At 61.7% G+C, this 25,548-nt stretch carries 25 protein-coding genes; 12 read left to right on the forward strand and 13 right to left on the reverse strand.

Annotated features, from left to right (window positions below; genetic code table 11):
• The first annotated feature begins 73 nt into the window (after positions 1 to 73).
• The 3 genes from FJ940_RS18720 to FJ940_RS18730 are packed head-to-tail and all read left to right on the forward strand — an operon-like array spanning position 74 to position 3,861.
• Positions 74 to 1,000: a sugar ABC transporter permease gene (locus FJ940_RS18720; RefSeq protein ID WP_140622837.1), complete on the forward strand. Its 927-nt coding sequence runs from the start codon at positions 74 to 76 to the stop codon at positions 998 to 1,000.
• The gene (locus FJ940_RS18725; RefSeq protein ID WP_140521386.1) at positions 1,000 to 1,857 is read left to right on the forward strand and encodes a carbohydrate ABC transporter permease; all 858 of its coding nucleotides are present in this window, start codon (positions 1,000 to 1,002) and stop codon (positions 1,855 to 1,857) included. Before FJ940_RS18720 ends, FJ940_RS18725 begins: the two co-directional genes overlap by 1 nt.
• 21 nt (positions 1,858 to 1,878) lie before the next feature.
• Positions 1,879 to 3,861, forward strand: a complete 1,983-nt coding sequence (locus FJ940_RS18730; protein WP_140657462.1) for a glycoside hydrolase family 127 protein — start codon at positions 1,879 to 1,881, stop codon at positions 3,859 to 3,861.
• Positions 3,862 to 3,935: 74 nt separating this feature from the next.
• On the opposite strand, the gene FJ940_RS18735 is transcribed toward FJ940_RS18730, so the two are convergent.
• The 7 genes from FJ940_RS18735 to FJ940_RS18765 form a co-directional block, all read right to left on the reverse strand.
• Positions 3,936 to 4,334 carry a DUF1801 domain-containing protein gene (locus FJ940_RS18735; RefSeq protein WP_140499206.1) on the reverse strand — a complete coding sequence of 133 codons (399 nt, stop codon included), beginning with the start codon at positions 4,332 to 4,334 and terminating at the stop codon, positions 3,936 to 3,938.
• Positions 4,335 to 4,431: 97 nt separating this feature from the next.
• Positions 4,432 to 4,887: a DUF1801 domain-containing protein gene (locus FJ940_RS18740; RefSeq protein WP_140657464.1), complete on the reverse strand. Its 456-nt coding sequence runs from the start codon at positions 4,885 to 4,887 to the stop codon at positions 4,432 to 4,434.
• An 11-nt stretch (positions 4,888 to 4,898) separates the two neighbouring features.
• Entirely contained in the window at positions 4,899 to 5,123 is a 225-nt protein-coding gene (locus FJ940_RS18745; RefSeq protein ID WP_140516265.1) for a hypothetical protein, read from the reverse strand.
• A gap of 34 nt (positions 5,124 to 5,157) precedes the next feature.
• The gene (locus FJ940_RS18750) at positions 5,158 to 5,550 is read right to left on the reverse strand and encodes a VOC family protein (RefSeq protein ID WP_140657466.1); all 393 of its coding nucleotides are present in this window, start codon (positions 5,548 to 5,550) and stop codon (positions 5,158 to 5,160) included.
• A 73-nt stretch (positions 5,551 to 5,623) separates the two neighbouring features.
• Positions 5,624 to 6,055, reverse strand: a complete 432-nt coding sequence (locus FJ940_RS18755) for an SRPBCC domain-containing protein (RefSeq protein ID WP_140499213.1) — start codon at positions 6,053 to 6,055, stop codon at positions 5,624 to 5,626.
• Positions 6,052 to 6,375, reverse strand: a complete 324-nt coding sequence (locus tag FJ940_RS18760) for a metalloregulator ArsR/SmtB family transcription factor (RefSeq protein ID WP_140499215.1) — start codon at positions 6,373 to 6,375, stop codon at positions 6,052 to 6,054. The genes FJ940_RS18755 and FJ940_RS18760 overlap by 4 nt, the downstream gene beginning before the upstream one ends.
• A gap of 128 nt (positions 6,376 to 6,503) precedes the next feature.
• Positions 6,504 to 7,223, reverse strand: a complete 720-nt coding sequence (locus tag FJ940_RS18765; protein ID WP_140657468.1) for a gamma-glutamylcyclotransferase — start codon at positions 7,221 to 7,223, stop codon at positions 6,504 to 6,506.
• Between the two features lie 212 nt (positions 7,224 to 7,435).
• Between FJ940_RS18765 and FJ940_RS18770 the strand changes: the two genes are divergently transcribed.
• From FJ940_RS18770 to FJ940_RS18780, 3 genes are all read left to right on the forward strand, one after another.
• Entirely contained in the window at positions 7,436 to 8,128 is a 693-nt protein-coding gene (locus FJ940_RS18770; protein WP_140499219.1) for a DUF2270 domain-containing protein, read from the forward strand.
• Positions 8,129 to 8,290: 162 nt separating this feature from the next.
• Positions 8,291 to 9,565 (forward strand): DUF763 domain-containing protein, encoded by a 1,275-nt coding sequence (locus FJ940_RS18775; RefSeq protein ID WP_140657470.1) that lies wholly within the window; start codon positions 8,291 to 8,293, stop codon positions 9,563 to 9,565.
• 338 nt (positions 9,566 to 9,903) lie between these two features.
• The gene (locus FJ940_RS18780; RefSeq protein WP_246671051.1) at positions 9,904 to 12,111 is read left to right on the forward strand and encodes a cation:proton antiporter; all 2,208 of its coding nucleotides are present in this window, start codon (positions 9,904 to 9,906) and stop codon (positions 12,109 to 12,111) included.
• A 9-nt stretch (positions 12,112 to 12,120) separates the two neighbouring features.
• On the opposite strand, the gene FJ940_RS28515 is transcribed toward FJ940_RS18780, so the two are convergent.
• Together FJ940_RS28515 and FJ940_RS18785 are read right to left on the reverse strand one after the other, a co-directional pair.
• Positions 12,121 to 12,264: a hypothetical protein gene (locus tag FJ940_RS28515; RefSeq protein WP_181168574.1), complete on the reverse strand. Its 144-nt coding sequence runs from the start codon at positions 12,262 to 12,264 to the stop codon at positions 12,121 to 12,123.
• 200 nt (positions 12,265 to 12,464) lie between these two features.
• The gene (locus FJ940_RS18785; RefSeq protein WP_246671050.1) at positions 12,465 to 13,298 is read right to left on the reverse strand and encodes a methyltransferase domain-containing protein; all 834 of its coding nucleotides are present in this window, start codon (positions 13,296 to 13,298) and stop codon (positions 12,465 to 12,467) included.
• Positions 13,299 to 13,404: 106 nt separating this feature from the next.
• On the opposite strand from FJ940_RS18785, the gene FJ940_RS18790 reads away from it, so the two are divergent.
• From FJ940_RS18790 to FJ940_RS18815, 6 genes are all read left to right on the forward strand, one after another.
• Positions 13,405 to 13,563 carry a DOPA 4,5-dioxygenase family protein gene (locus FJ940_RS18790; protein WP_281405885.1) on the forward strand — a complete coding sequence of 53 codons (159 nt, stop codon included), beginning with the start codon at positions 13,405 to 13,407 and terminating at the stop codon, positions 13,561 to 13,563.
• Between the two features lie 383 nt (positions 13,564 to 13,946).
• Positions 13,947 to 14,360 (forward strand): DNA mismatch endonuclease Vsr, encoded by a 414-nt coding sequence (vsr, locus tag FJ940_RS18795; protein WP_140657473.1) that lies wholly within the window; start codon positions 13,947 to 13,949, stop codon positions 14,358 to 14,360.
• Positions 14,361 to 14,505: 145 nt separating this feature from the next.
• Entirely contained in the window at positions 14,506 to 15,630 is a 1,125-nt protein-coding gene (locus tag FJ940_RS18800; protein WP_140657475.1) for a DNA cytosine methyltransferase, read from the forward strand.
• Positions 15,627 to 18,605: an ATP-binding protein gene (locus tag FJ940_RS18805; protein WP_140657477.1), complete on the forward strand. Its 2,979-nt coding sequence runs from the start codon at positions 15,627 to 15,629 to the stop codon at positions 18,603 to 18,605. The genes FJ940_RS18800 and FJ940_RS18805 overlap by 4 nt, the downstream gene beginning before the upstream one ends.
• Complete coding sequence (locus FJ940_RS18810) at positions 18,592 to 20,367, forward strand: response regulator receiver domain (protein WP_140657479.1); 1,776 nt, start codon at positions 18,592 to 18,594, stop codon at positions 20,365 to 20,367. Before FJ940_RS18805 ends, FJ940_RS18810 begins: the two co-directional genes overlap by 14 nt.
• A gap of 180 nt (positions 20,368 to 20,547) precedes the next feature.
• Entirely contained in the window at positions 20,548 to 21,396 is an 849-nt protein-coding gene (locus FJ940_RS18815) for an HNH endonuclease (protein WP_181171784.1), read from the forward strand.
• 184 nt (positions 21,397 to 21,580) lie between these two features.
• On the opposite strand, the gene FJ940_RS18820 is transcribed toward FJ940_RS18815, so the two are convergent.
• From FJ940_RS18820 to FJ940_RS18835, 4 genes are read right to left on the reverse strand one after another with little or no spacing between them, the layout of a single operon-like run.
• Complete coding sequence (locus FJ940_RS18820; RefSeq protein WP_140552045.1) at positions 21,581 to 21,826, reverse strand: MoaD/ThiS family protein; 246 nt, start codon at positions 21,824 to 21,826, stop codon at positions 21,581 to 21,583.
• Positions 21,826 to 24,090 (reverse strand): xanthine dehydrogenase family protein molybdopterin-binding subunit, encoded by a 2,265-nt coding sequence (locus FJ940_RS18825; RefSeq protein ID WP_140657482.1) that lies wholly within the window; start codon positions 24,088 to 24,090, stop codon positions 21,826 to 21,828. The genes FJ940_RS18820 and FJ940_RS18825 overlap by 1 nt, the downstream gene beginning before the upstream one ends.
• A gap of 2 nt (positions 24,091 to 24,092) precedes the next feature.
• Positions 24,093 to 24,569, reverse strand: coding sequence for a (2Fe-2S)-binding protein (locus FJ940_RS18830; RefSeq protein ID WP_140622812.1), 477 nt, complete (start codon positions 24,567 to 24,569; stop codon positions 24,093 to 24,095).
• Positions 24,569 to 25,429 (reverse strand): xanthine dehydrogenase family protein subunit M, encoded by an 861-nt coding sequence (locus FJ940_RS18835; protein ID WP_140582646.1) that lies wholly within the window; start codon positions 25,427 to 25,429, stop codon positions 24,569 to 24,571. The genes FJ940_RS18830 and FJ940_RS18835 overlap by 1 nt, the downstream gene beginning before the upstream one ends.
• Positions 25,430 to 25,548 lie beyond the last annotated feature (119 nt).

The raw sequence follows: 25,548 nt of genomic DNA on the forward strand, positions 1-25,548 counted from the left end.
ACTGGCACGATGAATTCGCCTCCGGCGAACCGGCCGCTCACCCCACAAGGGGAGAAGGAAAAGCGGGCCAGCCATGACCACCATCACAGCAACCACCGCCCCGCCCCGCCCCCGAAAACTCGTCGGTGCCGGTCGCCGGCAATGGATCGGTCTCATCTACGTCGCGCCGGCCGTGGCGCTGGTCATGGTGTTCTTCGTCATCCCGCTCGGCATGACGGCGTGGATGTCGCTGCACAACTGGCCCCTGATGGGCGGGCACTCCTTCATCGGCCTCGACAATTACGTCGCGATCCTGCGCGACACCAGGTTCTGGAATGCGCTGAAATTCACCGGCTACTACACGGTGATCGTCACCATCGCGATCTTCGCCGTCGCCTTTCCGCTGGCCATCTTCATCGAACGGCCGCGCCCGCTGACCAATCTCTACCGCACCGCCTTCTTCATGCCGGCGGTGGTCGGTTTCGCCTCGGCGAGCCTGCTCTGGTCATGGCTGCTCAACGTCGATTCCGGCCTGTTCAGCCCGGCCGCCTACAACCTCGGCCTGATCGACAGGAAATTCAATCTTCTGGCCACCTTCCAGCCGGCCTTCTGGTCGATCATCGCGATGGTGGTGTGGAAGGTCGCCGGCTTCACCATGATCATCCTGATGACCGGCCTGCAATCGATCCCGCAGGATTTGCAGGAAGCGGCCGTCATCGACGGCGCCGGCCCGTTCGCAAGATTCCGGGCCATTACCTTGCCGCTGATGCGCCGCACCCTGGCGCTGGCCCTGATCCTGTCGGTGGCCGGCTCGGTCCTCGCCTTCGACCAGTTCTACATCATCCTGCGCGGCGGCCCGCGCAACCAGACGCTGACGGCGGTGTACTGGATTTTCAACCAGTCCTTCGTGTCGTTCAAGCTCGGCTATGGCGCGGCGCTCTCCATGGTGCTGCTGGTGATCCTGGTGGCGCTCAGCCTCGTGCAGCTCTGGCTGCTGAGGAAGCCCGAGGGCCTCGACTGATGGCGCAGGCAATGTCCGCTCAAGGCAAGCTCGCCGCCAGCGTCGTCAGGCACTCCACCGGCATCGTCGCCTCGGTGCTGTTCGTGGCGCCGATCGTGTGGGCCGCGCTGTCGGCCTTCAAGCCGGCGCAGGAGGCGCGCCAGCCGCCGCTGCCGCCCTGGCCGACGACAGGCTTCTCGCTGGAGAACTACGCCACGCTCAACACCTTCGGCGACGGGCTCTGGGTCTCGGCGCAGAACAGCATCTACGTCTCTGTCATGACGGTGCTGGTCTCGGTCGTCGTCTCCGTGCTCGCCGGCTACGGTTTCTCGCGTTTCCGATTTCCGCTCAAGGACCTGTTCTTCGTCCTCATCCTGTCGACGATCATGATCCCGTTCCAGTCGATCCTGACGCCGATCTTCCTGGTGCTCACCAAGCTTGGCCTGCACAACACGCTGACCGGGCTGGTCGGCGTCTATGTGACGCTGCAACTGCCGTTCTCGATCTTCATGATGCGCAACGCCTTCGACGCGGTGCCGCGCGAGATCGAGGAGGCCGCGCGCATGGACGGCGCCGGAAACGCCACCATGCTGTTGAAGGTGATGCTGCCGCTGGTCTGGCCGGGCGTCGTCACCATCGCGCTGTTCGCCTTTCTCGGCGCCTGGAACGAGTTTCTCGCCGCTTTGGTGCTGATGACCGACCAGTCCAAGTTCACGCTGCCGGTGATGATGACCGCACTCCAGTCCGGCCGCTTCGGCGCCATCGACTGGGGCGCGGTGCAGGCGGGCGTCACCGTGATGATGGTGCCGTGCCTGATCCTGTTCCTGGCTTTGCAGCGCTTCTACATCCGCGGCCTGATGGCCGGGGCCGTCAAGTGATCGATCGAATGGAGTAAGTTCATGACCGCATCGTCTTCTGCCAGGCCTGCCAGCGCCTCCAGGCCCAAACTAGCCTTCCGGCCGCTACCGGTGCCGCAGGTCGACGTGCACGGCTTCTGGGGCGACCGTGCCGATGCCGTCGCCGCGCGCACCGCCGATATCCTCTACGACCGCTGCGTCGAGGCGGGCATGCTGGAGCAGATCGATCCGGACCGGCCCTCGCCCGGCGTCGTCATCCCGTTCCATTCCCCTTCGCCCGACGAGGCGGCTTCCCCCGGCTTCACCGGCTCGACGGTGACGACGCAGATGTTCTGGGACTCCGACTGGGGCAAGACGATCGAGACGGCGGCCTATTCGCTCTACCGCGCCAAGAACCCGGAGCTGGAGAAGAAGATCGACGCCGTCATCGACCTCTACGAAAAGCTGCAGCAGCCGGACGGCTATCTCTCGAGCTGGTACCAGCGCATCCAACCCGGCCTGCGCTGGACCAATCTGCGCGATTGCCACGAGCTCTATTGCGCCGGCCACCTGATCGAGGGCGCCGTCGCCTATTACCAGGCGACCGGCAAGCGCAAGCTGCTCGACGTCATGTGCCGCTATGCCGACCATATCGCCTCGGTGCTCGGGCCCGAGCCGGGCAAGAAGAAAGGCTATTGCGGCCATGAGGAGATCGAGCTGGCGCTGGTGAAGCTCGCGCGGGTGACTGGCGAGAACAAATACATGGAGCTGGCGAAATACTTCATCGACCAGCGCGGCCAGCAACCGCATTATTTCGACGAGGAGGCGCGCGCCCGCGGCACCGATCCCAAGGCCTATCATTTCAAGACCTATGAATACAGCCAGTCGCACATTCCGGTGCGCGAGCAGGACAAGGTCGTCGGTCATGCGGTCAGGGCGATGTATCTCTATTCCGGCATGGCCGACATCGCCACCGAATATGGCGACGACAGCTTGCGGGTGGCGCTCGACCGGCTGTGGGACGATCTCACCAGCAAGAACCTCTACATCACCGGCGGGCTCGGACCGTCGGCGCACAATGAGGGCTTTACCAGCGATTTCGACCTGCCCAATGAGAGCGCCTACGCCGAGACCTGTGCCGCCGTCGGCCTGGTGTTCTGGGCCAGCCGCATGCTCGGCATGGGGCCGAACGCCCGCTACGCCGATATCATGGAGCGGGCGCTCTACAACGGCTCGATCTCGGGCCTGTCGCTCGACGGCTCGCTGTTCTTCTACGAAAACCCGCTGGAAAGCCGGGGCCGGCACAACAGATGGAAATGGCACCGCTGCCCGTGCTGCCCACCCAATATCGGGCGCATGGTGGCCTCCATCGGCAGCTATTTCTACAGCCTGGCGGACGACGCGCTTGCCGTCCATCTCTATGGCGATTCCACTGCTCGTTTCGACATAGCGGGCGTGCCGGTCACGCTGACGCAGGCGAGCCGCTACCCCTGGGACGGGGCGGTCGCCATCACCATCGAGCCGCAGGCGCCGGTCGCGTTCACCCTGCATCTGCGCGTGCCGGCATGGAGCGCCGGCGCGGCGCTCAAGGTCAATGGCGAGACGGTGAAGCTCGAGGACGTCACCAGCGATGGCTACGCGGCGATCTGGCGCATATGGAAGAAGGGCGATAGCGTCCGCCTCGATCTCGAAATGCCGATCGAACGGCTCTACGCCAACCCGCAGGTGCGCCAGGACGCCGGCCGCGTGGCGCTCTCGCGCGGCCCGCTGATCTACTGCGTCGAGGCGACCGACAATGACGGCAGCCTGCACCGCATCGCATTGCCGCGCACCGCAAGCATTGAGGCGCATGACGAGCCGGACCTGCTGGGCGGCGTGGTGGCGCTTTCAACCACAGCGCTGGCCGATACCGATGAGGGCTGGCAAAACGGGCTTTACCGCACCGATCCGCCCGCTGCCAGACAGACGCGGCTGACCGCCATTCCCTATTTCGCCTGGGACAACCGCGAGCCCGGCGAGATGCTGGTGTGGCTGAGGGACGGATGAGGCCAGAAGGGCGCGAAGGAGCGCGACAGGCTTCGTTCTGCCCGCCGCGTTCTTCGGTGCCAGTCACACGGACCCTATCGCCGGGCCTTTGACTTGTTCAGAGCGACGGCGGCGTGGATAAGCGCCTTGAACGCTTCCTCGTCGACCTCCTCGCCCTCTTGGAAATCGATGGCGCGCCTGGTGTTTCCTTCCAGGCTGGAGTTGAACAGGCGCGACGGATCGGGCAGCGCCGCACCCTTGGCAAAGGTCAGCTTGACGACGTTCTTGTAGGTCTCGCCGGTGCAGATCATTCCGGCATGCTCCCACACCGGGACCCCGCGCCATTTCCACTCCTCGACGATCTCGGGGTCGGCTTGCCGGATCAGGCCGCGCAGCCGGCTCAGCATCTCGCCCCGCCAGTCGCCGAGTTCCTCGATCCTGCCGTCTATGAGCTGCGAAGGAGATCTGCCTTCTGGCGACCCGCTCTTCGTCATGTCCGTTCTCCTTCAGCCTTGAGGGCGATCACCGCCCCGTCCGCCCGATCATAGGCGCTCTGTTGCGCGCGGCAAATCCGGGCCCGGCGCGCAAATTTCACATCCGTTCGCCGGGCAGTCGGCTCGCCTGCTTCACCCACTCGGTGAACTGGGCCTCGTCGAACTGGTCGTCCTCATGAATGTCAAGGTAACGCGTGTCCTTGCTTTTGGACTGGCCAGGCGGCACCGGGTCCAGCGACATGCCGCGAAAGAAGGCCACCTTTATGTATTTCGTGAAGCAATGAAAGCTGAGGAACCATCCCTCGCCTTCCACGCCATAGAAGGGCGAGTTCCATTTGACGGCCTTGCGCACATCAGGCACGGCACGCTCGATGAGCGCGTCGAGGCGGCCGCCGACCTCGCTCTTCCAGCCCGGCATGGCCGCGATATAGGCCTGGACGGGCGCGTTGCCTTCGCCCTTGGCGATCTGCGGATTGCCGCCAGAAAGCAGGACCGGACCGGCGGTTGCAGGCCTGGCGGCGCCTTTGGCTGATTGCCCCTGCCTCTTCGCCATCCATCCCGTCCTTACTGGCTCGCGCGCTGCCGCCCGTCAAGCCGCTTGGCGGCGTATGGCAGCACGAACATGTAGAGGCCGCTGAACAGCAGCAGGAACAGCGGCAGCAGCGGCGAATAGACCACCCAGGCGGGCGGCTGCCCCAAGCCCATGGCGACGAAGTTGGCGAGGACGGTCCCCGTGAAAATGATCGACAGCCAGCGATGCGTTTGCCGGACCCATTTGTTCCAATCCATGCTATCTCCTCCTGGAAAATGAACGAAACGCCGCTTACCAGCGCGCCAGCTGCGTGATCTGGATGAGGTTGCCGCAGCTGTCGTTGAGCTGCGCAATGGTCGAGCCGGTCACTTCGGTCGGCGCCATGGCGAAGGCCCCGCCCCGCGCCTTGATGCGCTCGTGATCGGCCTTGATGTCGTCGGTGAAGAGCATCAGCGCCGGCTGGCCCTGCTTGAACAGGGCCTGCTGGTAGGCCTTGGCCGCGGGGTTGTCGTTCAGCGCAAGCTGCAGCTCGGTTCCCTCAGGCTCGTCCGGCGAGGCCACGGTCAGCCAGCGAAACGGACCGTTGCTGAAATCGGCCTTCTTGGTGAAGCCCAAGACGTCGGTGTAGAAGGCAAGTGCCTTCTCCTGGTCGTCCACATAGACGCGGGTCAACTTGATCTTCATCGCATATCCTCCATAGGTTTTGTTGCGGCGGCCGCCTTCGAACAGCCTTGCCATGAACCCCGGCCGGCGGATTTCAGTCCGTCCGTGCCAGGAGCTCTTCCAGCTTCTCCAGGAATTTCGGCCATCCCATCTTGGCGCCGCCATAGGCCCGCCTCTGCTCGGGCCGGAAACCGGACTGCTCCATGCGCAGATGGGTCCCGGCAGGCGTCGGGGTGAGCGTAAAGGTCACCACGCTCCTGAGATCGAAGGCCGGGTCCTGGTGCGCGAGGTTCCAGGTGTAGGACAGCGTCTTGTGCGGCTCGACGGCAAGCACCTCGCAATCCAGCACGCCGCCCCAGGCGGTGCTGAGGTTGAAGCGATGGCCCACGACCGGATTTAAATCGTTCTTCATCAGCCACTCCTCAATCAGATGCGGTTGCGTCAGTGCGCGCCAGAGTTTTTCCGGCGGATGCGAAATCTGCCGCTCGACGACGACAGTGCGGGTGTCGGCGGCACTGTCGTTCACTGGTCCATCCTTTTGAGCAGATCCTCGAGATCGTCGAACCGGCTTTCCCAGAACCCGGCCATCTCACGCGTCCAGTCCATCAGCGGTGCCAGCGCGCCGAGCTGCGCGCTGTAATGCGTCTGGCGGCCTTCATGGCGGTCGCGCACCAGCCCGGCCTGCTTCAGCACGCCCAGATGCTTCGACACGGCCGGCTGCGAGACCCCCGACTGGATCGTCAGCGCTCCCACCGTCTGCTCTCCCTGGCGGCACAGCCGTTCGAAGATGGCGCGCCGCGTCGGGTCGGCGAGCGTCCTGAAGAGCGCATCATGAGCATCCGGCATTTAATCGATAACCCGTTGGCTATTGATGGACGTATAACCGTCGGGATATGTATTCGTCAAGCGGAAGATTTGGAGGGGCGGGAAAGCGTCTGGAACTTCCGGATCGCGTTGCGCTGGGACGCCGATCGCTAAGCCGTGGCGTGGACGCGGTTGATCTCCTCGGCCACCAATGCCTGCAACTGCCACAGGTTGCGATCGCGAATGCCGCAGGCGTCGAGGTGGCGGATGGTCTCGAACAGATATTGCGCGCCCGAGCCCCAATGGCCGGCGGCGCGGGCCAGCGTCGCCGCGATCGCCCGTTTGTCCACCCTGCCGACATAGCGCGCATTGGCGGGATCGACGACGAAGCCGAGCGCGCGGCACATGCCCCCCTCGGTCCTGACCCGCAGCCAGCGCGGCACGTTGACGGCGGGCAGGATGGTCATCTCGCGGCGCAGCAGCGCCTCGAGATTGTCGGCAACCGGCTCCGCGATCTCGAACACCATGCCCTGGCATTGGCCACCACGGTCGAGCGCCATCATCAGGCCGGGCTGCTCGATCGTGCCGCGAAACCGCTGCACGGTGAAGCAGAAGGAGCGGTGCCAGCCGGTCGCCACCGCGCGCTCGCCGCCCCTCACCTCGCCCGCCGGCTTCCACAGCAGCGAGCCATAGGCGAACAGTTTCAGCGGCCCGGCCGGCGCATCGGCCAGGATTTCGTCGCTGAAACGCGCATAGTCGGCGTCGGTCATGTAGACCATGCCCGGCGTCGGCCCGGCATCCTCGACCGCGCGCAAGGTGCGGGCGACCAGCGCCTCCGTCAGCGCCATCGCCGCCTTGCGCGGCGATGCGGTGGAAATCGGCTTGTTCATGTTCGTCATGTTGCCCAAGGCAAAGGGATTCTCAAGAGCCAGAGCCACTCGGACGCGGACTCAGAAGCTGAGCGAACCTGCCTAAGCATTTGAAAAGCCTCGGCGCACCGCCGTCGCGACAGAAGTGGCCGAAAGTCCGCCTGGGTCGGCGCCATCCGCCGCCGGCGGAACGAGATCGCGTTCGACGCGTTTCATTGGGTTGGGAGGGAACTATGAACGATGCGCCGGCAACGCCCATCGGCAGGACGCTTTCGCCCAGCGAAATGGTCACCGTGATGTCGCATTTCCATCGCGCCGAGATTGCGCGCATGGCGGGATGGCGCGACCGTATCGACAGGACCAGCAATTGGGCGATCACCGTCGTGGCCGCGATGCTGTCGGTGTCGCTGTCGACGGCCAGTGCCCACCACGGCGTGCTGTTGTTCGCCATGCTGCTGGTGCTGCTGTTGCTGTGGATCGAGGCGCGGCGCTACCGCTTCTTCGATGTCTACCGCGCCCGCGTGCGCCAGTTCGAGCGCCACTATTTCGCGCAGATATTCTCGCCGCAGCCGGACTTCGCCTCGGACTGGCTGCTGATCGTCGGCGAAAGCCTGCGCACGCCGAAATTCCTGGTCTCGCAGCGGGTGGCGCTGGCGCGCCGTTTGCGCCGCAACTACATCCATATGATGCTGATCCTGCTGCTCGCCTGGATCCTCAAACTGTCGACGCCGAGCCTGCTCGATCGGGCCGCGCCGGTGGGTTTCGTCGGCACATTGCGCGAGGCCGTCAGCGCCGCCGCCCTGGGTCCCGTGCCCGGCCTGGTCATCGTCACGCTGGTCGCCATCCTCTTTGCCGGCCTGCTGGCCGTCGCCTTACTGACGCCCGACGACAACGGCGAACTCTCCTTCGGCGACGTGCATGTCTAGCGCGCAATGGACAAAAACGCTTTGCGAACAACCGGGTGAGACGTCATCCTGAATCAAACCGCGAATGGGCATCTGCGTGCCGGCTTGGAAAATGGCCGCATGGATGCCATCTAGAGGGAGAGAGCCGGCCTCTGGGCGGCCGGCCACGGAGCATCGAAACAAGTGACGCAGCGAAGCGGCAGCGCCGACCTGCCGCTGCATGGCGGACGGGTCCCGAAATGGCTGGGCGACCGCATGACGCGGCTCGGCGCGGTGCTGTGCCAGGCGATCATCCACCATTACGGCCGCGACGAGCTGCTGCGCCGGCTGGCGCATCCCTTCTGGTTCCAGTCCTTCGGTGCGGTGATGGGCATGGACTGGCATTCGTCCGGCATCACCACCAGCGTCATTGGCGCGCTGAAGCGCGGGCTGACGCCGCTGTCGGGCGAGCTCGGCATCCATGTCTGCGGCGGTCGTGGCGCTCATTCGCGCAAGACGCCGCACGAGCTGGAGATGATCGGCGAACGTGTCGGCTTCGACGGCGCGGCCCTTGCCACCGCGAGCCGCCTGGTCGCCAAGGTCGACAGCGCCGCCGTGCAGGACGGTTTCGATCTCTATCTGCATGGCTTCATCGTCACTGACGACAGCCGCTGGGTGGTCGTCCAGCAAGGCATGAACGGCGACAGAAGGCAGGCGCGCCGTTACCACTGGCTGTCGGAAGGGCTGAAGAGTTTCGTCGACCAGCCGCACGCGGCCATCGAGGGCGAGCGGCAGGGCGAGATCGTCAATCTCACCGACCATCGCGCCGAGGCCTCGCGCAGCGGCCAGCTCGATCTTCTGCGCCAGCTCGGTCCCGACCGGATCGTGCACGAATTCGCCGCCATCGAGCCGGCGACGGCTTCGGCAAAGCGCGACAATGCACAGCCGATGCTGCCCAATCTGGTCATGCCGGCGCATCATGACGTGCGCGAAAGCGACATCGTCATGCGCCGGTTGCACGGCAACATCTCCGCCGCCATCGAGAGCGGTCCGACGGACTTTCCCGAATTGCTGCTGGTGCCGGGCGTCGGCGCCCGCACGGTGCGGGCGCTGGCCATGGTGGCGGAGGTGGTGCATGGCGCGCCCTGCCGCTTTTCCGACCCGGCGCGCTTCTCGCTGGCGCATGGCGGCAAGGACCGGCATCCCTTTCCGGTGCCGCTGAAGGTCTATGACGAAACCATCGCCGTCATGAAATCGGCAGTCGCCAAGGCCAAGCTCGGCCGCGAGGAGGAGCTAGCCGCCTTGCAGCGGCTCGACGGCCAGGCGCGGCGACTGGAGCGCTACGTCACCGGCCCGAGCCTGAAGGAGATCGTCGCCGGCGAGTTCGACCAGTCGCATCTGCTCGGCGGCCGCAGCGTCTTCGGCCCGGAGCCGCCGCCTGAAGGTGCTTTGCCGGGCGGCGCCAAGAAGTCGGGCTAGATCGCCGATCGCGCCGCTACGCCGACAATTGGCGAAGCAATCCGCGGGCGGCGTCCAGCCGGTATGGGCCTTTCTCCCCGTCACTATACGGGGAGAAGGTGGCTGTCTTTTATGTCGGCACTTACCCCAACAGATTGGCCCGAACAGATTGGCCCGACCCGCCGCAACCTTGCGCGGCATTGCACGTTTATGCGCAGCGGACTTGATCCGCGTTGAGGGGTTGGATGACTAGGCACTGGCCGCAAACGAGATTTCTTCCTGCCATTCTCATCCCTTCCGCCGTCCTTGCCTTAGCAGGCCCGGCCTGGGCCGCCCAGGCAAGCAGCCACGCAGCGGGCATGGGCGGCTCGGCGGAGGGCGTTTTCGTCGCCGAGATCGTGCTTCTGCTTCTGGTCGGCCGTGGCCTGGGCGAAATCTTCCAGCGCTACGGCCAGCCGGCGATCATGGGCCAGCTGATCGGCGGCATCCTGCTCGGGCCTTCGCTGTTCGGCTGGCTCTGGCCCGGCGCGCAGCAGCTGATCTTCTCGACCGACCCCGCGCAGAAGAGCATGATCGAGGCGGTCTCCCAGCTCGGCGTCCTGCTGCTCCTGCTGCTCACCGGCATGGAGACGGACCTGCGCCTGGTGCGCCGGGTGGGCGCGGCGTGTTTTTCGATCTCGGTCACCGGCGTCGTCGTGCCCTTTGCCTGCGGTTTCGCGCTGGCGCAGCTCCTGCCAGACACGCTGCTGCCCGACCCCGGCGAGCGCGTTGTCGCCGGGCTTTTCCTTGGCACGGCCCTGTCGATCTCCTCGGTCAAGATCGTCGCCATGGTGGTGCGCGAGATGAACTTCATGCGCCGCAATCTCGGCCAGGTCATCATCTCCTCGGCCATCATCGAGGACACGATCGGCTGGCTGATCATCGCCGTCACCTTCGGCATCGCCACCAATGGCAGCCTTCAAATCGTGCCGCTGGTGGTCACGGTGGCCGAAGTGGCGCTGTTCATGCTGTTCTCCTTCACCATCGGGCGCCGGCTGGTGTTCACGCTGATCCGCTGGAGCAACGACTCCTTCCGCAGCGAATACGCCGTCATATCGGTCATCCTGATCATCATGGGCGTTATGGCCCTGATCACCAACCTGATCGGCGTCCACACCGTGCTCGGCGCCTTCGTCGCCGGCATACTGGTCGGCGAATCCCCGATCCTGTCCAGCCACATCGAGAGCCAGCTGCGCGGCGTCATCACCGCGCTCTTCATGCCGATCTTCTTCGGCATGGCCGGGCTTTCGGCCGACCTCACCGTACTCGCCGACCCGACGCTGGCGCTGCTGACGCTGGCGCTGGTGCTCATCGCCAGCCTCGGCAAGTTCGGCGGCGCCTTCATCGGCGGCCGCTTCGCCGGCATGACGCTGAAGGAGGCGACCGCCGTCGGCAGCGCCATGAACGCGCGCGGCTCGACCGAGGTCATCGTCGCCTCGATCGGCCTGTCGATGAACATCCTGTCCCACAATCTGTTCACCATGATCGTGACCATGGCTGTCATCACCACGCTCGCCATGCCGCCCATGCTGCGCTGGGCGCTCGGCCGGCTGCCCGTCGAAGATGCCGAGAAGCAGCGCGTCGACCGCGAGCTGCTCGACGAGCGCGGCTTCGTCTCCAAGCTGGAGCGGCTGCTGCTGCTGGTCGACGACAGCCCGGTCGGCAAGTTCACCGCCTATCTCGCCGGCCTGGTCGGCGGCGGCAGCGGCATGCCGACCACGCTTCTCCACCTCAAGGACGGCAGGCTTGCCGGCCCGGCCCGCGACAAGGGCCCGGAGCGTGCCTTGAAGGAGGTCAAGAAGGGCGCCGCCAGAAGCGCCAAAGCGGTGAGCAAGGCCGAGGACACGCCGGTCGAGAAGGTGCATCTCACCGCCCGCAGCGAACGCGAGGCGACAGCACGGACGATCGCCGAGGAGGCGCGCAAGGGCTATGGCCTGCTGCTGGTCGGGCTCGAGGCCATGCTGACCGAGAAGGGCTCGTTCACCGAAGCGCTGAACGACATGACCAGCGGCTTCGACGGTCCGCTCTGCCTGGTGCTGAACGGTGCCGGCGCCGGGGGCAAGATGCCGGTGCTGCGCGCGGGCACCACCATCCTGGTGCCCGTCAACGGCACGGAAGTGTCGCGCCGCGCCGCCGATTTCGCCCTGGCGCTGGCACGGCCGCACCGGGCGCGGGTCAAGGTGCTCTATGTCTCGCAGGCGCGCAAAGGCGCCCGGCAAGGCACCGTTTCGCACCGCCGCGAGGAGGCGGTGCTCAAGGACGTCGTCGATCTCGCCGACCGCTACGGCGTCGCCGTCGACACCGCCATCCGCGCCCGCGCCACCCCCGACAAGGCGATCGCCAGGGAAGTGGCCAAGGGGGCGGCGATGGTGGTGATGGGCGTCACGCAGCGGCCGGGCGAGGAACTGTTCTTCGGCGACACCGCCATGGCGGTGCTGGCCGCCGTCCCCTGCCCGGTCGTGCTCGTGGCAAGCGACCGCATCCGCGCCGAAGCAAGGCCCGAAGCCGCGGCCGAAACCGGTGCCTGATGGCCGAGCCTATAGGCCGAAGAACTGCCTGCCGATCACATAGCCCAGCGCCACCACGGCCAGCGGAAACAAGGCCGGCGCGACCTTGCCGAGGGCCGAGCCTTGCTGTTCCTTTGGCGGCACATAGCGTGCATTGCCGAGATTCTTGGTCATTGCGTACCCCCGCGCGAACAAGTTCATTAGCAGATGCTTATTAACACCATGGCCGAATTAACGGTTCGCGAAGAAATTCGCTCGAAAGCCGGCCATTTGAGTGGAGATCTGGCGAATGCGGCTTGGCTAGCCTCGATCTTGGAATCGGGTTTGCCTGGGGCCTTGCGCAGCGCCGCGGCTTCGGCCGTCGCGGCGGAGCGCTATGTCTGGCAAACCGCCATGACGAAGAACTCGCGGTAGCAGAAGTCCGGATCGTCGAGCAGGCGATCCGGCCGCTGCTTCAGGTCCTGCCAGTAGGCCTGGTCGGCATCAGGCAGGGCATAGCTCGGCGCGACGCTTGCAAAATAGGCCAGCAGGTCGCGAACATAGTCGCGCGTGAAGCGAGGCGCGGGCGCCCAGCGCTCGACCAGCCAGCCCTTGCGGCTGACGACCTCCAGGCCCGCCTGGCGCAGCCGCGCCGGAAGCGTCGAACCGCAATCGGTGCCGAGCACGCCTCGGTCGCGAAATCCCTGGAGCCTGGCTGCCATGAAGCGCGCCAGCAGCGCCCGGTCCATGGGCAGGATCTGCAAGATGGTCGAATCGAAATCTTTGACCGCCAAGATGCCGCCCGGCTTCAGCACGCGCCTGGCCTCGCCGACGGCAAGCTCGAACTCGGCCGGCGTCAGATACTGCATGACATTGCCGGACCAGACGCAATCGAACGATGCGTCGGCGAACGGCAGCGACAGGATGCTGCCGACATGCGTGGCAATTTCCGGCGGCTCGGACAGCGTGCCCGCGAGCGCCTCGACCCGGGCGATGTTTTCGGGCGCGAGGTCGAGCGCGGCGATGAAACCGGAGGGGCCGACGGCGCTGGCGATGAGCGGCAGGAAGCCGCCGCTGCCGCAGCCGGCATCGAGCACGCGCCAGCCCGGGCGGATGCCGGCATCGAGCAAGGCCGCCTCATATTCGGGCCGCGACGATTCGAAATGAAGGTCGAGCCAACCGGCCTCGCTCGCCTCGTGACCGGTGGACGTTTGGTTCCTGGCAGACAATTGATCTCCCCCCAATAGCGCGGCACGGATAGAAGCGCACCGAGCGGCGGCACGCAATGCCCTGTGAACTAAGTGGACCAACGCTGGTGATTGCCCCCGCCTCAGCATCCTCATCCACCCCAACACGACAAACCCCAAGCGCGACCATCTGGTCGACCCGATCTGGATCGGGCGGCCGCTTGCGGTGCATGGAGAGGTGCTGGGTGAGGAGGATGAGGCGGGGGAAGTGCTGGAGGTAAATACGGAGCCGTCGCTGGGGGCGTGAGGGGAGACGCGTGAATTGTTGCTGTCGGCTTAAGCCCGAAACTCTTGACGATTGCGGACGGTCTGGTTTCAGCGGAACATTGTGAGCGGCTGTGGCATTCGCCGCCCTTCTTACTCTTCCAGGACCAGCATCCGCGCATCGCTTCAAGGCTGGCAAATCGAGATCAGTCACCACTGATCGTGTGCGACGCCGCCTTCTGCGCTTGTCGCGTACGGCTGACGCAGAGATGATTTTACTCATTCAAATGGAAGCGCTTATGCGATACTAGGTCGATCCCTCACAGAAAGATACGAAATTGGGCTCTAACCGTTCCGCAGCTCGTTCGGCCATCTTAAGACATGCTTTGACCGAGCAAAAGGGTTGGAACGTCCGCAGGACTTCATATGGATCACCTATCGGCTACCGCTCGCCGAGACTTGATGGGACGAATTCGACGGCAGGATACCGCGCCGGAAATACGGGTGCGGCGGGTACTTCATCGACTAGGATTCCGGTTTCGCCTTCACCGTCGCGACTTGCCAGGCACGCCCGACATCCTCCTTCCTCGATACAAGACTGCCTTATTTGTCCACGGCTGCTTCTGGCATCGGCACCCCGTGTGTAAGCGCGCTAGCCATCCTGCCACCAATACGGAAAGATGGAATCAGAAATTTGCGCGAAATATCGAGAGAGACCGTATTGTGGAGCACGAGCTTTCCGCTCTCGGTTGGAGGGTTGCAGTCATTTGGGAATGCGAGGCAACGAACGATGAGGCACTATCAAAGAGGCTTCTCCATCTGCTAAAAGGGAATAGTTGACTGCTCGACCTGTCAGGTAAACAGTCGACCAGACATCTCGACACTCCTCGACCGCGGCGCTAGAATGTGCTATCGGGAATGGGGGATTTTTGCGTGATGTTGAATATGACGGCGGCAAAGTCACTACTTGGCCGGTCCGAATTAGATGGTTAACTGCGTCGATCTGTTTGCTGGCGCCGGGGGGTTTTCTTTGGCCGCGAGGCAAGCAGGCCTCACAATAAAGCTGGCAATTGAAAATAACCGCCACGCGGCATCCACCTATCGCAGCAATCTTTGCCATGCTGAGGACGCTCCTGTCGTGCGTGAAGGTGACATTTCAACTATGTCACCTGAGGAAGAGCACGAGCATGTTTTCAACAAAGGGGAGATCTGCGATCTCTTACTCGGAGGCCCCCCATGTCAAGGATTTTCCACGCACCGAATCAAAGATGCAGGTGTCGCGGACACACGTAATGACCTCATACACGTCTACTTCAATTTCGTGAAAGTATTTAGGCCGACCATTTTTCTCATGGAAAATGTGCCAGGGATGCTTTGGCCTCGCCACGCCGCGGCTTTGGATAGGTTTTATGATGAAGGCCTTAAAGCAGGTTATCACGTCTACGAACCTATCACGATAGATGCACGTGATTTCGGTGTTCCGCAAAGGAGGAAGCGCGTCTTCATCCTTGGCCTCCGAAATGGTGTGCTGCTAGGTGATCTGCCATGGCCGCCATCGCCTACCCACGGAAGTCCGACAGCGCGGGAAAGGAGTCCCACTCTCGCAGCCTGGGTTGATTGCAGCAACGCCTTCAAGACGGCTCCGGTCGGGGATGAGAATGACGTCCATATGAACCATGGCGCGGAACTTGTCGAAACTTTCAGACGAACACCTCCGAACGGAGGAAGCCGTCATGATTCTGGCCGCATTCTATCCTGTCATGAAGGGCACGACGGTCATAATGATGTCTACGGACGGATCAATCCTAGTGAACCCGGGCCGACAATGACGACCGCTTGCATTAACCCATCCAAGGGCCGCTTTGTTCACCCAACATTGGACCACGGCATCACCGTTCGCCAAGCGGCGAGAATTCAAACCTTTCCTGACAACTATTTTTTCTCGGGAGGGTTGATGGCTGCGGGCGAACAGGTCGGAAATGCTGTCCCTGTCGCTCTCGGCAGATTTCTTATCGAATATCTCAAGCCTGTTATACAGCGCTCGCACGCAACTCACGAGCAAAGTGCCGACACAAAGACCGCCGCATTGAGAACCCAAGAAATGGCATGATTGACGGCGTATCGTTTCAGACCAAAGCTAGAACCGTCGACCACCTGGGCCGCGAACAGATTGCGGACTGCCCGACGGCGATTTCTGAGCTTTGGAAAAATGCATTCGACGCATACGCTAGAAAAGTCGAACTCAACATTTATAATGGCGAGGATCCGGTTGCCGTAATTTCGGACGATGGGCACGGGATGAGCCGGTCAGAGCTTGTAGGGCGATGGCTGGTCGTTGGCACTGAGTCGAAAGCCACTTCAGATACCACACCAATAGCTGATCGGCTGGGTCTGCCTCAGCGGACACGCCAGGGCCAAAAGGGTATTGGTCGGCTGTCATGTGCCAACTTGGGACCAATTTTGCTTTTGGTCTCCAAGCGCATCAATGCGCCTTACGTCGCCGCTCTAATCGACTGGCGCTTATTTGAGAACCCTTTCCTCAATCTCAGCGATATTTTTGTACCAATTGTCGAATTCGAGGAACAGAGCGATCTTCTTGGGCGGTTACCTACTCTTATCTCCGCTCTAAAGGAAAATCTAACAGGGGGGCACGACGCCAGTCGCGCGGAGCGGCTTCAAGATGCCTGGAGGGCATATGATCAATCCCATCTGGACGATAATAGAGGCACTGGAGATCGACTACTGCCCCCATCGGAGGCGATCCTATCCACGTTGTCTCATCTCAACTTTGGTAATCGTCATTTTGCTGAATGGTCTGTTTGGAGCGGTCAGGCGAACCACGGAACTGCCCTTCTTGTTGCTCAGATAAATTACGATCTACGCGTAGAGCTTGACACAGATGACGCTGATCCGGCGGCTCGAGCTGCACGTGAGCGCTTCTTCGAAACACTGTCGAGTTTCGTTGATCCGTTTGTTGATCCAGCCGACGACGACGATCAACGGAAAAAGCCAGATTTCTCTTACTCCGTAAGAGCGTGGGAAGGCTCCGTCCCTCGGCTCATCCTTGGTGACCAGAAGCAATTTGACCGTCGCCAACTTGATGGCATGGAGCATCAAATAGTCGGTACCGTCGGGCCAGATGGCGCGTTTCGAGGACGCATAAAGGCCTTTGGCAAATGGCTTGATATGCCTTGCGTCATTGAGCCTCCGAAGGATCTCGACATCCCTCAAAGATCTGACACCAGGGTCGGCCCATTTGATATATATATCGCCACGATGGAGTTCACCGCTCTCAGGACAACCCATTCCCAAGCTGAGTTTCAACACTTTAAAGGGCTAGCGGAGCGATATTCAGGGTTTATGATCTTCAGAGACGGACTGAGAGTTCTGCCGTACGGCCGTACGGACAATGATTTTTTCGAAATCGAATCGCGCCGCAGCAAGAATGCAGGCAGAGAGTTCTGGAACCATCGTCAAATGTTTGGCCGGCTGTCCATAAGCCGAGCCACCAATCCTAATCTCAAAGACAAAGCTGGGCGAGAGGGTTTGCTGGACAATCGGGCCGCAAAAACATTGAAGCTCGTCGTCTCCCAAATTTTGGAACAATCTGCGAGACGCTATTTCGGCTCTGATTCTGATATTCGCCAGGAACTACTCCCGCAGATAACAGAGTCGAATAAGGCCAAGCGTGCAAGCGAAGACCGCAATAAGCTGCGTCAGAAGCAACGCCAGGAATTTCGAGGAAAACTAAGACGTTTCTCACAAGAGCTTCCCGGACTTGTTCGTGAGTTGGAGAACTATGCCCAGAACCTTTACATAGCGGACGAAGGCCACATTTCGAGGGCACAGCAAGATTTGGAGATTTTCAGGGAGCGTGCTGCAGATTTTAGGCTTCCAGGCGCTCCAAAATCGCTTGGCTCTCTGGAAGAAACGTACACAAGCTACCGAGATTCAGCTCGCGCAGCCAACATATTAGTTGAAACCATTTCCCAGGAATTGGACGCTCAAATCGAGCGCGTCGCACCGAGGAAACCTCGCGAACTTTTGGAGCGTCAGTTGGCGCGAAATGCCGGGCAGATTCATCATCGGATCAAAGTCTCGGCTCGCACGATCGACGAACTTCAGAAGGCAGAATTCAAACGAATCCGTGATCTAGTTAGTTTACGAAACAAACACTTCCATTCGGAAGCCGAACCTCTCTTGGAACGATTTGATCGCGGAGAGCTTGGGTTTGCCGAAACATCTAAACTCATGGAACAGATGAAATCCCGCGTCGATTCTGATAACGCGGATATCTTCCTGCCATATATCGGCGCATTGGAAAGCTTAAAGGAAAGTATCGATCTGGAGCAGCTTGCTGCCTTCAGTATGGAAGAAGTGAGCGACATGCGTGCTGAACTTGATCGGTTGAACGCGCTAGCGCAGCTCGGGATTGCGGTTGAGATTGTTGGTCATGAGCTTCAGGCTTATGACGACATAATTGGAGATGGACTCGGGAAATTGCCGAACGAGGTTCGAAGCAGCCGCGCCGTGAAAGACATTGAGTTCGGCTATCAAGGACTGACGGACCAGCTCAGATTTCTCTCGCCGCTCCGGCTGGCAGGACAGAAGATTCAGCGCTGGATCACTGGTAGGGAAATCGCCGATTATGTCGGCGAGTTTTTTCGTCTGCCTATGGCGAAGCAGGGTATCGTTTTTAGTGTTACTGACGCGTTCCTGAAGTTCCGTGTCTTCGATCAACAATCTCGGCTACTGCCGGTTTTCATAAACCTGATAAATAACAGCATCTATTGGCTGAGCACTGCTCAGGACGCGGAACGTAAAATTGTACTCGGCGTGGTGGATAAAGAGATAGTCGTTTCGGACAGTGGCCCTGGTGTCGATGCAGATGATGTCGCAAGCTTGTTTGGTCTGTTTTTCACGCGCAAAACTCGTGGTGGCAGGGGTGTGGGGCTCTACCTGTCGAAAGCCAACCTAGCGGCCGGCGGGCATAGAATTAGGTATGAGGCCCCCACTTCCGAAATGCCGCTCAAGGGCGCAAATTTCATCATAAGCTTCCGGGGGGCGGAATTTGACGGCGAGTAATCACTACACCGCTTTCATCGATCAGGCATTTGTCCATCCGATAAGGTCAGTCCTAATCGTTGATGACGACTATCCAACGATTGATGAGATGTTGGAGACCGAGATGGCCCGTGCGAGGGGGCAAGAGCAGGCCAGATCAAAAGAATGGTATCGTGATCCAGGACGTATCAAAAGTGTCCTTGCAAACTTGCGAGACAAATCACTCCTTATCGACATCCATGATGGTTATAACGTCTCCGCCGGGGATGATCTAAAGGTCGCCAAGCACCTCCATCAGTCTGACCTCCTTGTGTTGGACTATCAACTTGACAAAAGCATGCAGGGAGATGGCACGCGGGCGATCGAGATCATAAGGGCGTTGGCTCGCAATAACCATTTCAATATGGTTGTTTTGCATACAAGCGAAAACCTAGATAAGGTCTTTCGCCAAATTCTAGTTGGCCTACTAACACCGATAGGTGAACGCCAGACGGATGAAGATACCGCTTCAGCAGCTGAATTGATCGCCCGTCGTGAGGACACGGAAGAGGGCTCCGAGGCCCGGATACTCGCTAGCATTGACGTAGACCAGTATATTTATGTACGTGCTCATCCTGACTCTTACTTCCGAGTAGTCAGAAAGGGTCACGCTCCTTTCTCTAATTTCCATGCCGAATGTCAGGCTGCCGGATGGGACGGCGTTCAAGAACGTCTAGTTTTGTGCATTTTGTTGGCGTCGATCGAGCAAAAACTCAAACGTGATTTCAGCCCGGTTTTGTTTGAGCGTCTCCACTGGGCCAGCGAAGGGGTACATTGGATAAAGTCTGAATCCCTCTTCATAGCCTTCTCCGATAAAGCCGATCGTGAGGATCTAATCTCCGAGCTTCAGACCGCTCTGTATGCTTGGAATCCACAGCCATCCAGACTGTTGCTGGCTCGCATCCGCGCGGAAATGGACGAGTTAGGAGTCCTTGCTCAGACCAATGCACTTAGCAATCAGCACGCTCTCGCCCATTGGTACAAGCGCCTATTGACGGCGAATGGCGTAGAGCGGCGGTGGCTTATTGCCGAGGCCGTGTCGCGCCATTCGGAACGGTTAATGGGTGCTGTTCTGCAACCTGTGCAGAAGTTCGCGGACAGGTTGATCGAGGCGGAGGCGCAGGGAGACGCCGAGGACATTTGCTTTGATCATTTCAAGGTCAAGCTTGCGGACGCAACTACGCGATCAAAAGCCGAGCACGAACACAATGCTTTTGTATGTAGCAAAGAGCCCGAGGGCTGGCATTTGAACACTGGGCATGTTTTTAAAGCAAAAGACGGCTATTGGGTGTGTCTATCGCCCGCTTGTGATATGGTACCGGCGCAATTATCCAAAGAACGTCGATCAATGTTTGGTGGACGGCTTCCTTTCATGGCGGTAAAGCTTGTTCCGTTAAAGGAAGGAAGATCTACGCCAAGCGATATTCAATCAAATCGCTATATATTCATTCATTCCCAAAATTCGGTTTCCGGCTTCTGTTTCAACAGGCCAGAAGGAGAAAGTTCCTCGCCTGATTGGCAAATCCTCTACGCTGACAAGCTCGGCGAATTCAGCGGTGAGTTTGAGTTCGACGTGTTCATCACGAAAATGGGTAAAACACGACTGGTATCGGAAAAACAACATGCCAAGGTAGTCGGACAACTGCGATATGAATATGCATTGAATCTGACCCATAGACTTGGCGCCGCTATGACCCGGGTTGGACTTGATTTCACTGGAGCGCCCGCTCCACGAAAAAGCTAGATCGGCGACACTGCCGATGCTTGATGTCTAGCCAGAATGCCAAACTATTGGTGGGTAAATCATAAGCAGACAGCTCGACAAGAGATCGAAGGCCGCTACTTATGGTCACCGAAAACAGAGAGTGACGGAAAGCGGAGCCAATTCTACAATAATATGCGCCGCGCATCGCCTGGCGACCTTGTGCTTTCCTATGCCAACCAGGAAATCCGCTACGTTGGTAGGGTTGCCGAGTTCGCGTTCAATGCACCTAAGCCGGAGGAATTCGGTAACGCCGGCGTTTATTGGAATCGTGACGGATGGCTGCTTCCGGTCTATTGGACCCCGCTCACTCCAGCCGTTCGGCCGAAAACACTCATTAGCTCTCTGGGCCAACACCTGCCCACTCGATATTCGCCAATTCACCCTATTACAGGAAATGGCAATCAAAAGGCATACCTCGCCCAGATCCCGCGAGCTGCATTCGATGTGATCGTTGCCAGCGCTGTGTTCGACCACATTGTCCTTGCGCGTGGCGGATCAAACAGCCTGAATTTCGAGGTGGTGAGTGAGCTCCTCGATGATGCTGTAGAGCGACGTGTCGCGGTCGACTTGACGCTAGACGACACGGTGCGGAGAAGCGTGGTCATGGCGCGTCGGGGGCAAGGCGTCTTCAGATCAAACGTTGAACGGATAGAGCGGTCTTGTCGCCTTACAGGGATTACAAACCCCTCGCTGCTTATTGCGAGTCACATAAAGCCGTGGCGTAATTGCAGCTCCGCGCAGGAGCGTCTTGACGGACATAACGGCCTTCTTCTCACGCCCGACGCCGACCTTCTTTTCGACCGTGGGTTCATAAGTTTTTCAAACGAGGGCGGTGTACTGGTATCACAGCGTGTACAGCACGCCGACATGCGTCGGCTTGGTTTTGAGCATTTGGTTCACGAGCGGTTGGGATTTGAAGAGGCCCCCACGCCTTGGGGGAATGCAGGGCTAAGTGACGGTCAGCGCCGGTATATGGAGCACCATCGGCCCGAAGTCTTCATCTCATAAAGTTCGATATCGGTGCGGCGCGTTAAGCCCATCACGTTTGCATGGGCTGGGTGCTCACTCCCGCCATAGACCGCTCGAAGCTCAATCCCAAAGGAATGGCGGCTTCCGAGATTGTTGAGAACAGGGATGAACGGCATGAATCGGGTGCAAAGCTGCTTATCCGGTACGTCGCGCAGTAATCCCCTCACCCCCCAGCCAATCTCGGCAGCAGAAAAATCTCCGCCCCCGGCGGCAGCTTCTTCCCCCACGTATCCCTGTAAATCACCCCGTCGATCGCCACCGCGATCCCCCGGTCGATCAGCGGCTCCAGCCCGGGATACTGTTCAGCCAGTTTCCTGAACAGTTCCCTTATGTCCTTGGCCTCGACCTCGACCTTGCTCTGGCCTCCGGCGGTCGCGGCAAGCGCCCCCCAGAGCGTCACTTGCACCATCAGCCTTCCCGTTCCGCCTCGATCGCCGCCAGGATGCGGGGCGGCGACATCGGGATGTGCGTCATGCGCACGCCGGCGGCGTTCGACACCGCGTTGGCGATCGCCGCCAGCGGCGGCACGATCGAGGTTTCGCCGACGCCGCGCACGCCATAGGGGTGGTTGGGGTTGGGAATTTCCAGGATCTGCGTGTCGATCATCGGCAGGTCGGAGCAGACCGGGATGCGGTAGTCGAGGAAGCCGGCGTTCTGCAGCCGGCCGTCCTTGCCGTAAATATACTCCTCGTTGAGCGCCCAGCCGATGCCTTGCGCGGCACCGCCCTGGTACTGGCCCTCGACATAGGTCGGGTGCACCGCCTTGCCGGCATCCTGCACCACCGTGTAGCGGATCACCCTGGTCGAGCCGGTCTCGGGATCGACCTCGATGTCGCATATATGGGTGGCGAAGGAGACGCCGGCGCCGTCGGCGACGAGCTCGCTATGGCCGGCGATCGGCCCGCCGGTCTTGCCGGATTGCGCCGCGATCTCCTTCAGCGACAGCTTGCCGAGATTGCCGTGCTTCTCGCCCTTGGCCACCGCATGGCCCTGTTCCCAGACCACGTCGTCGACCGAAATGTCCCACATCTGGGCGGCGCGCTCGCGCAGCACCTTGATGGCGTTGCGGGCGGCCGAGATGGTCGCCATGGAGGAGGAGAAGGTGCCGCGGCTGCCGTCGGTCATGTCGTTGTAGCCGAGGCTGGACGTGTCGGCGACGACGGCCTTGACCTGCGAATAGTCGATGCCGAGCTCCTCCGCCGCCACCAGCGACAGCGACGCGCGGGAACCGCCGACATCGACCGTGCCGACGGCAAGCGAGACCGAACCGTCCATGCCGATGTTGAGGTCGGTGCAGGTCTGGCCGCCGAAATTGAACCAGAAGCCGCAGGCCATGCCGCGCCCCTGGTTCTTACCCAGCGGCGCCTTCATGTGGGCATGGTTCTTCACCGCCTCCAGCGTCGGGCCGATGCCGATCGGGCCATAGACCGGGCCGTAGGACGATCGCGTGCCTTCCTGCGCCGCATTCCTGATGCGGAAGTCGACCGGGTCCATGCCGATCTCCTTGGCGAGCTCGTCGACGGCGCTTTCCACCGCGAAGGCCGCCATCGGCGCCGACGGCGCGCGGTAGGCCGCGGTCTTCGGCCGGTTGACCAGCACTTCGTAGCCGACGGTCTTGACGTTCTCCAGCCTGTAGCAGGCGAACGCCGTCATGGCGCCGATCTCGGCCCAGGTGCCGGCATAAGGGCCGCTGGTGTAGCGCAGCGTCGCTTCCGCGGCGGTGATCGTGCCGTCCTTGCGGGCGCCGATCTTGACGTCGATCGAGGTGGCGCTGGTCGGGCCCGAGGCGCGGAACACCTCGTCGCGGGTCATCACCAGCTTCACCGGCCGGCCGGCCTTGCGCGACAGAGCGAGTGCCACCGGCTCGGCCCAGACATGGGTCTTGCCGCCGAAGCCGCCGCCAATCTCCGAGGAGGTGACGCGCAGCTTCGAGGCTTCCATGCCCAGCAGCTGGGCGCAATGCTGGCGATAGACGAAATGCCCTTGAGTGCACACCCACAGGTCCGCCGTGCCGTCTGAGCTGACATTGGCCACGCAGGCATGCGGCTCGATATAGCCCTGGTGCGTCTGCTCGGTCTTGAAGGAGCGCTCGACGATGAAGTCGGCCTGGCCAAAGCCCTGATGCACGTCGCCATGGCCGAACTGGCTGCGCTTGGTGACATTGGACGGCTTGACCGGCTTTTCCTCCAGCCCCTCGGTGAAGACGGTCTCGTTGATCAGCGGCGCGTGGTGCTGCATCGCCTCGTCGACATCGGTGACATGCGGCAGCACCTCGTAGTCGACCTCGATCAGCTTCAGCGCCTGCCTGGCGGTGCGGGCGTCGATCGCGGCGACAGCGGCCACCGCATGGCCGTCATAGAGCGCCTTGGTGCGCGCCATGCAATTGTCGAGGATGTCGTACATGGCGGCATCGCCATCGGTGAGGTCGGGCAGGTCGGCCGCGGTGATCACCGCCTTCACGCCGGCGAGCTTTTCCGCCTTCGAAGTGTCGATCTTCCTGATTTTGGCGTGCGCGTGCGGGTTGCGCAGCACACGCCCGACCAGCTGGCCGGCCATGTTGAAGTCGGCGCCGTAGCGGGCGCGGCCGGTCACCTTGTCGACGCCGTCGGGACGGATGGGACGCGTGCCGACCGAAGCGAAATTGCGATTGGAAAAACGCGGATCGAAATTCATCGTCAGGCTCCCTTCATCACGCTTGCCGCGTCCTGGACGGCGCGCACGATCTTGTCATAGCCGGTGCAACGGCACAGGTTCCCGGCCAGCCCGAAGCGGATCTCCTCCTCGGTCGGGTCGGGATTCTTGGCCAAAAGGTCCTTCGCCGCGATCAGGAAGCCCGGCGTGCAAACGCCGCATTGCAGCGCGGCGTGCTCCAGGAACTTCTGCTGCAGCGGATGCAACTGGTCGCCATGCGCCATGCCCTCGACAGTCTCCACGCGGCGCCCTTGCGCCTCCGCGCCCAGCACCAGGCACGAGCACACCAGCCGGTCGTCGAGGATGACGCTGCAGGCGCCGCAGTCGCCGGTGCCGCAGCCTTCCTTGGCGCCGGTCAGCCCGAGCCGGTCGCGCAGCACGTCGAGCAGCGTCTCGTCGGGCTGGCAGAGATATTCGACGCTGTCGCCGTTGATCGTGGTTGAAACTGCTACACCGGCCATCACTTGCCTCCTGCACGCTTGTAGGCTGACGTGGCGGCCCGCCTGGCCAGCACGCCCGCGACTTTCCGTCTGAACTCGATCGTGCCCCGCTTGTCGTCGATCGGCCGGCAGGCCCCGGAGCAGACCTTGGCGAGCCGCTCGAGCGCGGCTTCGTCCAGCGTCCTGCCGATGAGGGCCTCGGCGGCCTCCTGCACCAGAAGCACCGTGGGCGCGGCGGCGCCCAGCGCCACGCGGGCCGCCTTGACGACACCTTGCTCGTCGAGCGTCAGGTTCACGCCGGCGCTGACCACCGCGATATCCATCTCGGTGCGGGGAATGAACCTGAGATACGCGTCGCCCGAGCGCGGCGCTTGGCTGTCGAGCAGGATCGCCTCGATGATCTCGCCCTTGGCGAGCGACGTCTTGCCCGGTCCGGTCGGCACCGCCTCCACGGCAATGGTGCGCCGGCCCGCGGGCCCGACGATCACCGCCCTGGCGCCGGCCGCCACCAGCGCCGGCACGCTGTCGGCCGCCGGCGAGGCGTTGCACAGATTGCCAACGATGGTGCAGCGTCCCTGCACCTGCTTCGAGCCGATCAGCTTGGCCGCCTCGACGACGCCGGGCCAGGCCTTCTTCAGGGCCGCGTTCTCTCCCAGCACCGCGCAGGGCACCGCCGCACCGATGCTGAAGCCGTCGGCCGTTTCCCTGATTTCGCTCAAGGCCGCGATCGCCTTGATGTCGACGATCAGTTCGGGTTCGATGAAGCCGCCCTTCATCCTCACCAGCAGGTCGCTGCCTCCGGCGAGAATGGCCGCCGTTCCGGCCGATCCGGCCAACTGGCCAACGGCATCTTCGATTGAAAGTGGACGTATGTAGCGCATCGTCTCCCCTTGGTCACAGCGATCTCAGCGACCGTTATAAACAGTCTCCTCATAATGGCTATCCGGTTCGTCATTTTCGACGATTGGGCCAGCCGCCGCAAAATCGAGTCCCAACCCAG

The organism is Mesorhizobium sp. B2-3-7 (assembly GCF_006442695.1).
Taxonomy (GTDB): Bacteria; Pseudomonadota; Alphaproteobacteria; order Rhizobiales; family Rhizobiaceae; genus Mesorhizobium.

Coding starts and splice junctions, on each gene's coding strand:
- FJ940_RS18725 (WP_140521386.1), top strand. CDS start 1,000: ATGGCGCAGGCAATGTCCGCTCAAGGCAAGCTCGCCGCCAGCGTCGTC.
- FJ940_RS18740 (WP_140657464.1), bottom strand. CDS start 4,887: ATGGCGAAGAGGCAGGGGCAATCAGCCAAAGGCGCCGCCAGGCCTGCA.
- FJ940_RS18735 (WP_140499206.1), bottom strand. CDS start 4,334: ATGACGAAGAGCGGGTCGCCAGAAGGCAGATCTCCTTCGCAGCTCATA.
- FJ940_RS18800 (WP_140657475.1), top strand. CDS start 14,506: ATGGTTAACTGCGTCGATCTGTTTGCTGGCGCCGGGGGGTTTTCTTTG.
- FJ940_RS18745 (WP_140516265.1), bottom strand. CDS start 5,123: ATGGATTGGAACAAATGGGTCCGGCAAACGCATCGCTGGCTGTCGATC.
- FJ940_RS18720 (WP_140622837.1), top strand. CDS start 74: ATGACCACCATCACAGCAACCACCGCCCCGCCCCGCCCCCGAAAACTC.
- FJ940_RS18750 (WP_140657466.1), bottom strand. CDS start 5,550: ATGAAGATCAAGTTGACCCGCGTCTATGTGGACGACCAGGAGAAGGCA.
- FJ940_RS18770 (WP_140499219.1), top strand. CDS start 7,436: ATGAACGATGCGCCGGCAACGCCCATCGGCAGGACGCTTTCGCCCAGC.
- FJ940_RS18805 (WP_140657477.1), top strand. CDS start 15,627: ATGATTGACGGCGTATCGTTTCAGACCAAAGCTAGAACCGTCGACCAC.
- FJ940_RS18760 (WP_140499215.1), bottom strand. CDS start 6,375: ATGCCGGATGCTCATGATGCGCTCTTCAGGACGCTCGCCGACCCGACG.
- FJ940_RS28515 (WP_181168574.1), bottom strand. CDS start 12,264: ATGACCAAGAATCTCGGCAATGCACGCTATGTGCCGCCAAAGGAACAG.
- FJ940_RS18765 (WP_140657468.1), bottom strand. CDS start 7,223: ATGAACAAGCCGATTTCCACCGCATCGCCGCGCAAGGCGGCGATGGCG.
- FJ940_RS18820 (WP_140552045.1), bottom strand. CDS start 21,826: ATGGTGCAAGTGACGCTCTGGGGGGCGCTTGCCGCGACCGCCGGAGGC.
- FJ940_RS18780 (WP_246671051.1), top strand. CDS start 9,904: ATGGGCGGCTCGGCGGAGGGCGTTTTCGTCGCCGAGATCGTGCTTCTG.
- FJ940_RS18730 (WP_140657462.1), top strand. CDS start 1,879: ATGACCGCATCGTCTTCTGCCAGGCCTGCCAGCGCCTCCAGGCCCAAA.
- FJ940_RS18830 (WP_140622812.1), bottom strand. CDS start 24,569: ATGGCCGGTGTAGCAGTTTCAACCACGATCAACGGCGACAGCGTCGAA.
- vsr (WP_140657473.1), top strand. CDS start 13,947: ATGGATCACCTATCGGCTACCGCTCGCCGAGACTTGATGGGACGAATT.
- FJ940_RS18825 (WP_140657482.1), bottom strand. CDS start 24,090: ATGAATTTCGATCCGCGTTTTTCCAATCGCAATTTCGCTTCGGTCGGC.
- FJ940_RS18835 (WP_140582646.1), bottom strand. CDS start 25,429: ATGCGCTACATACGTCCACTTTCAATCGAAGATGCCGTTGGCCAGTTG.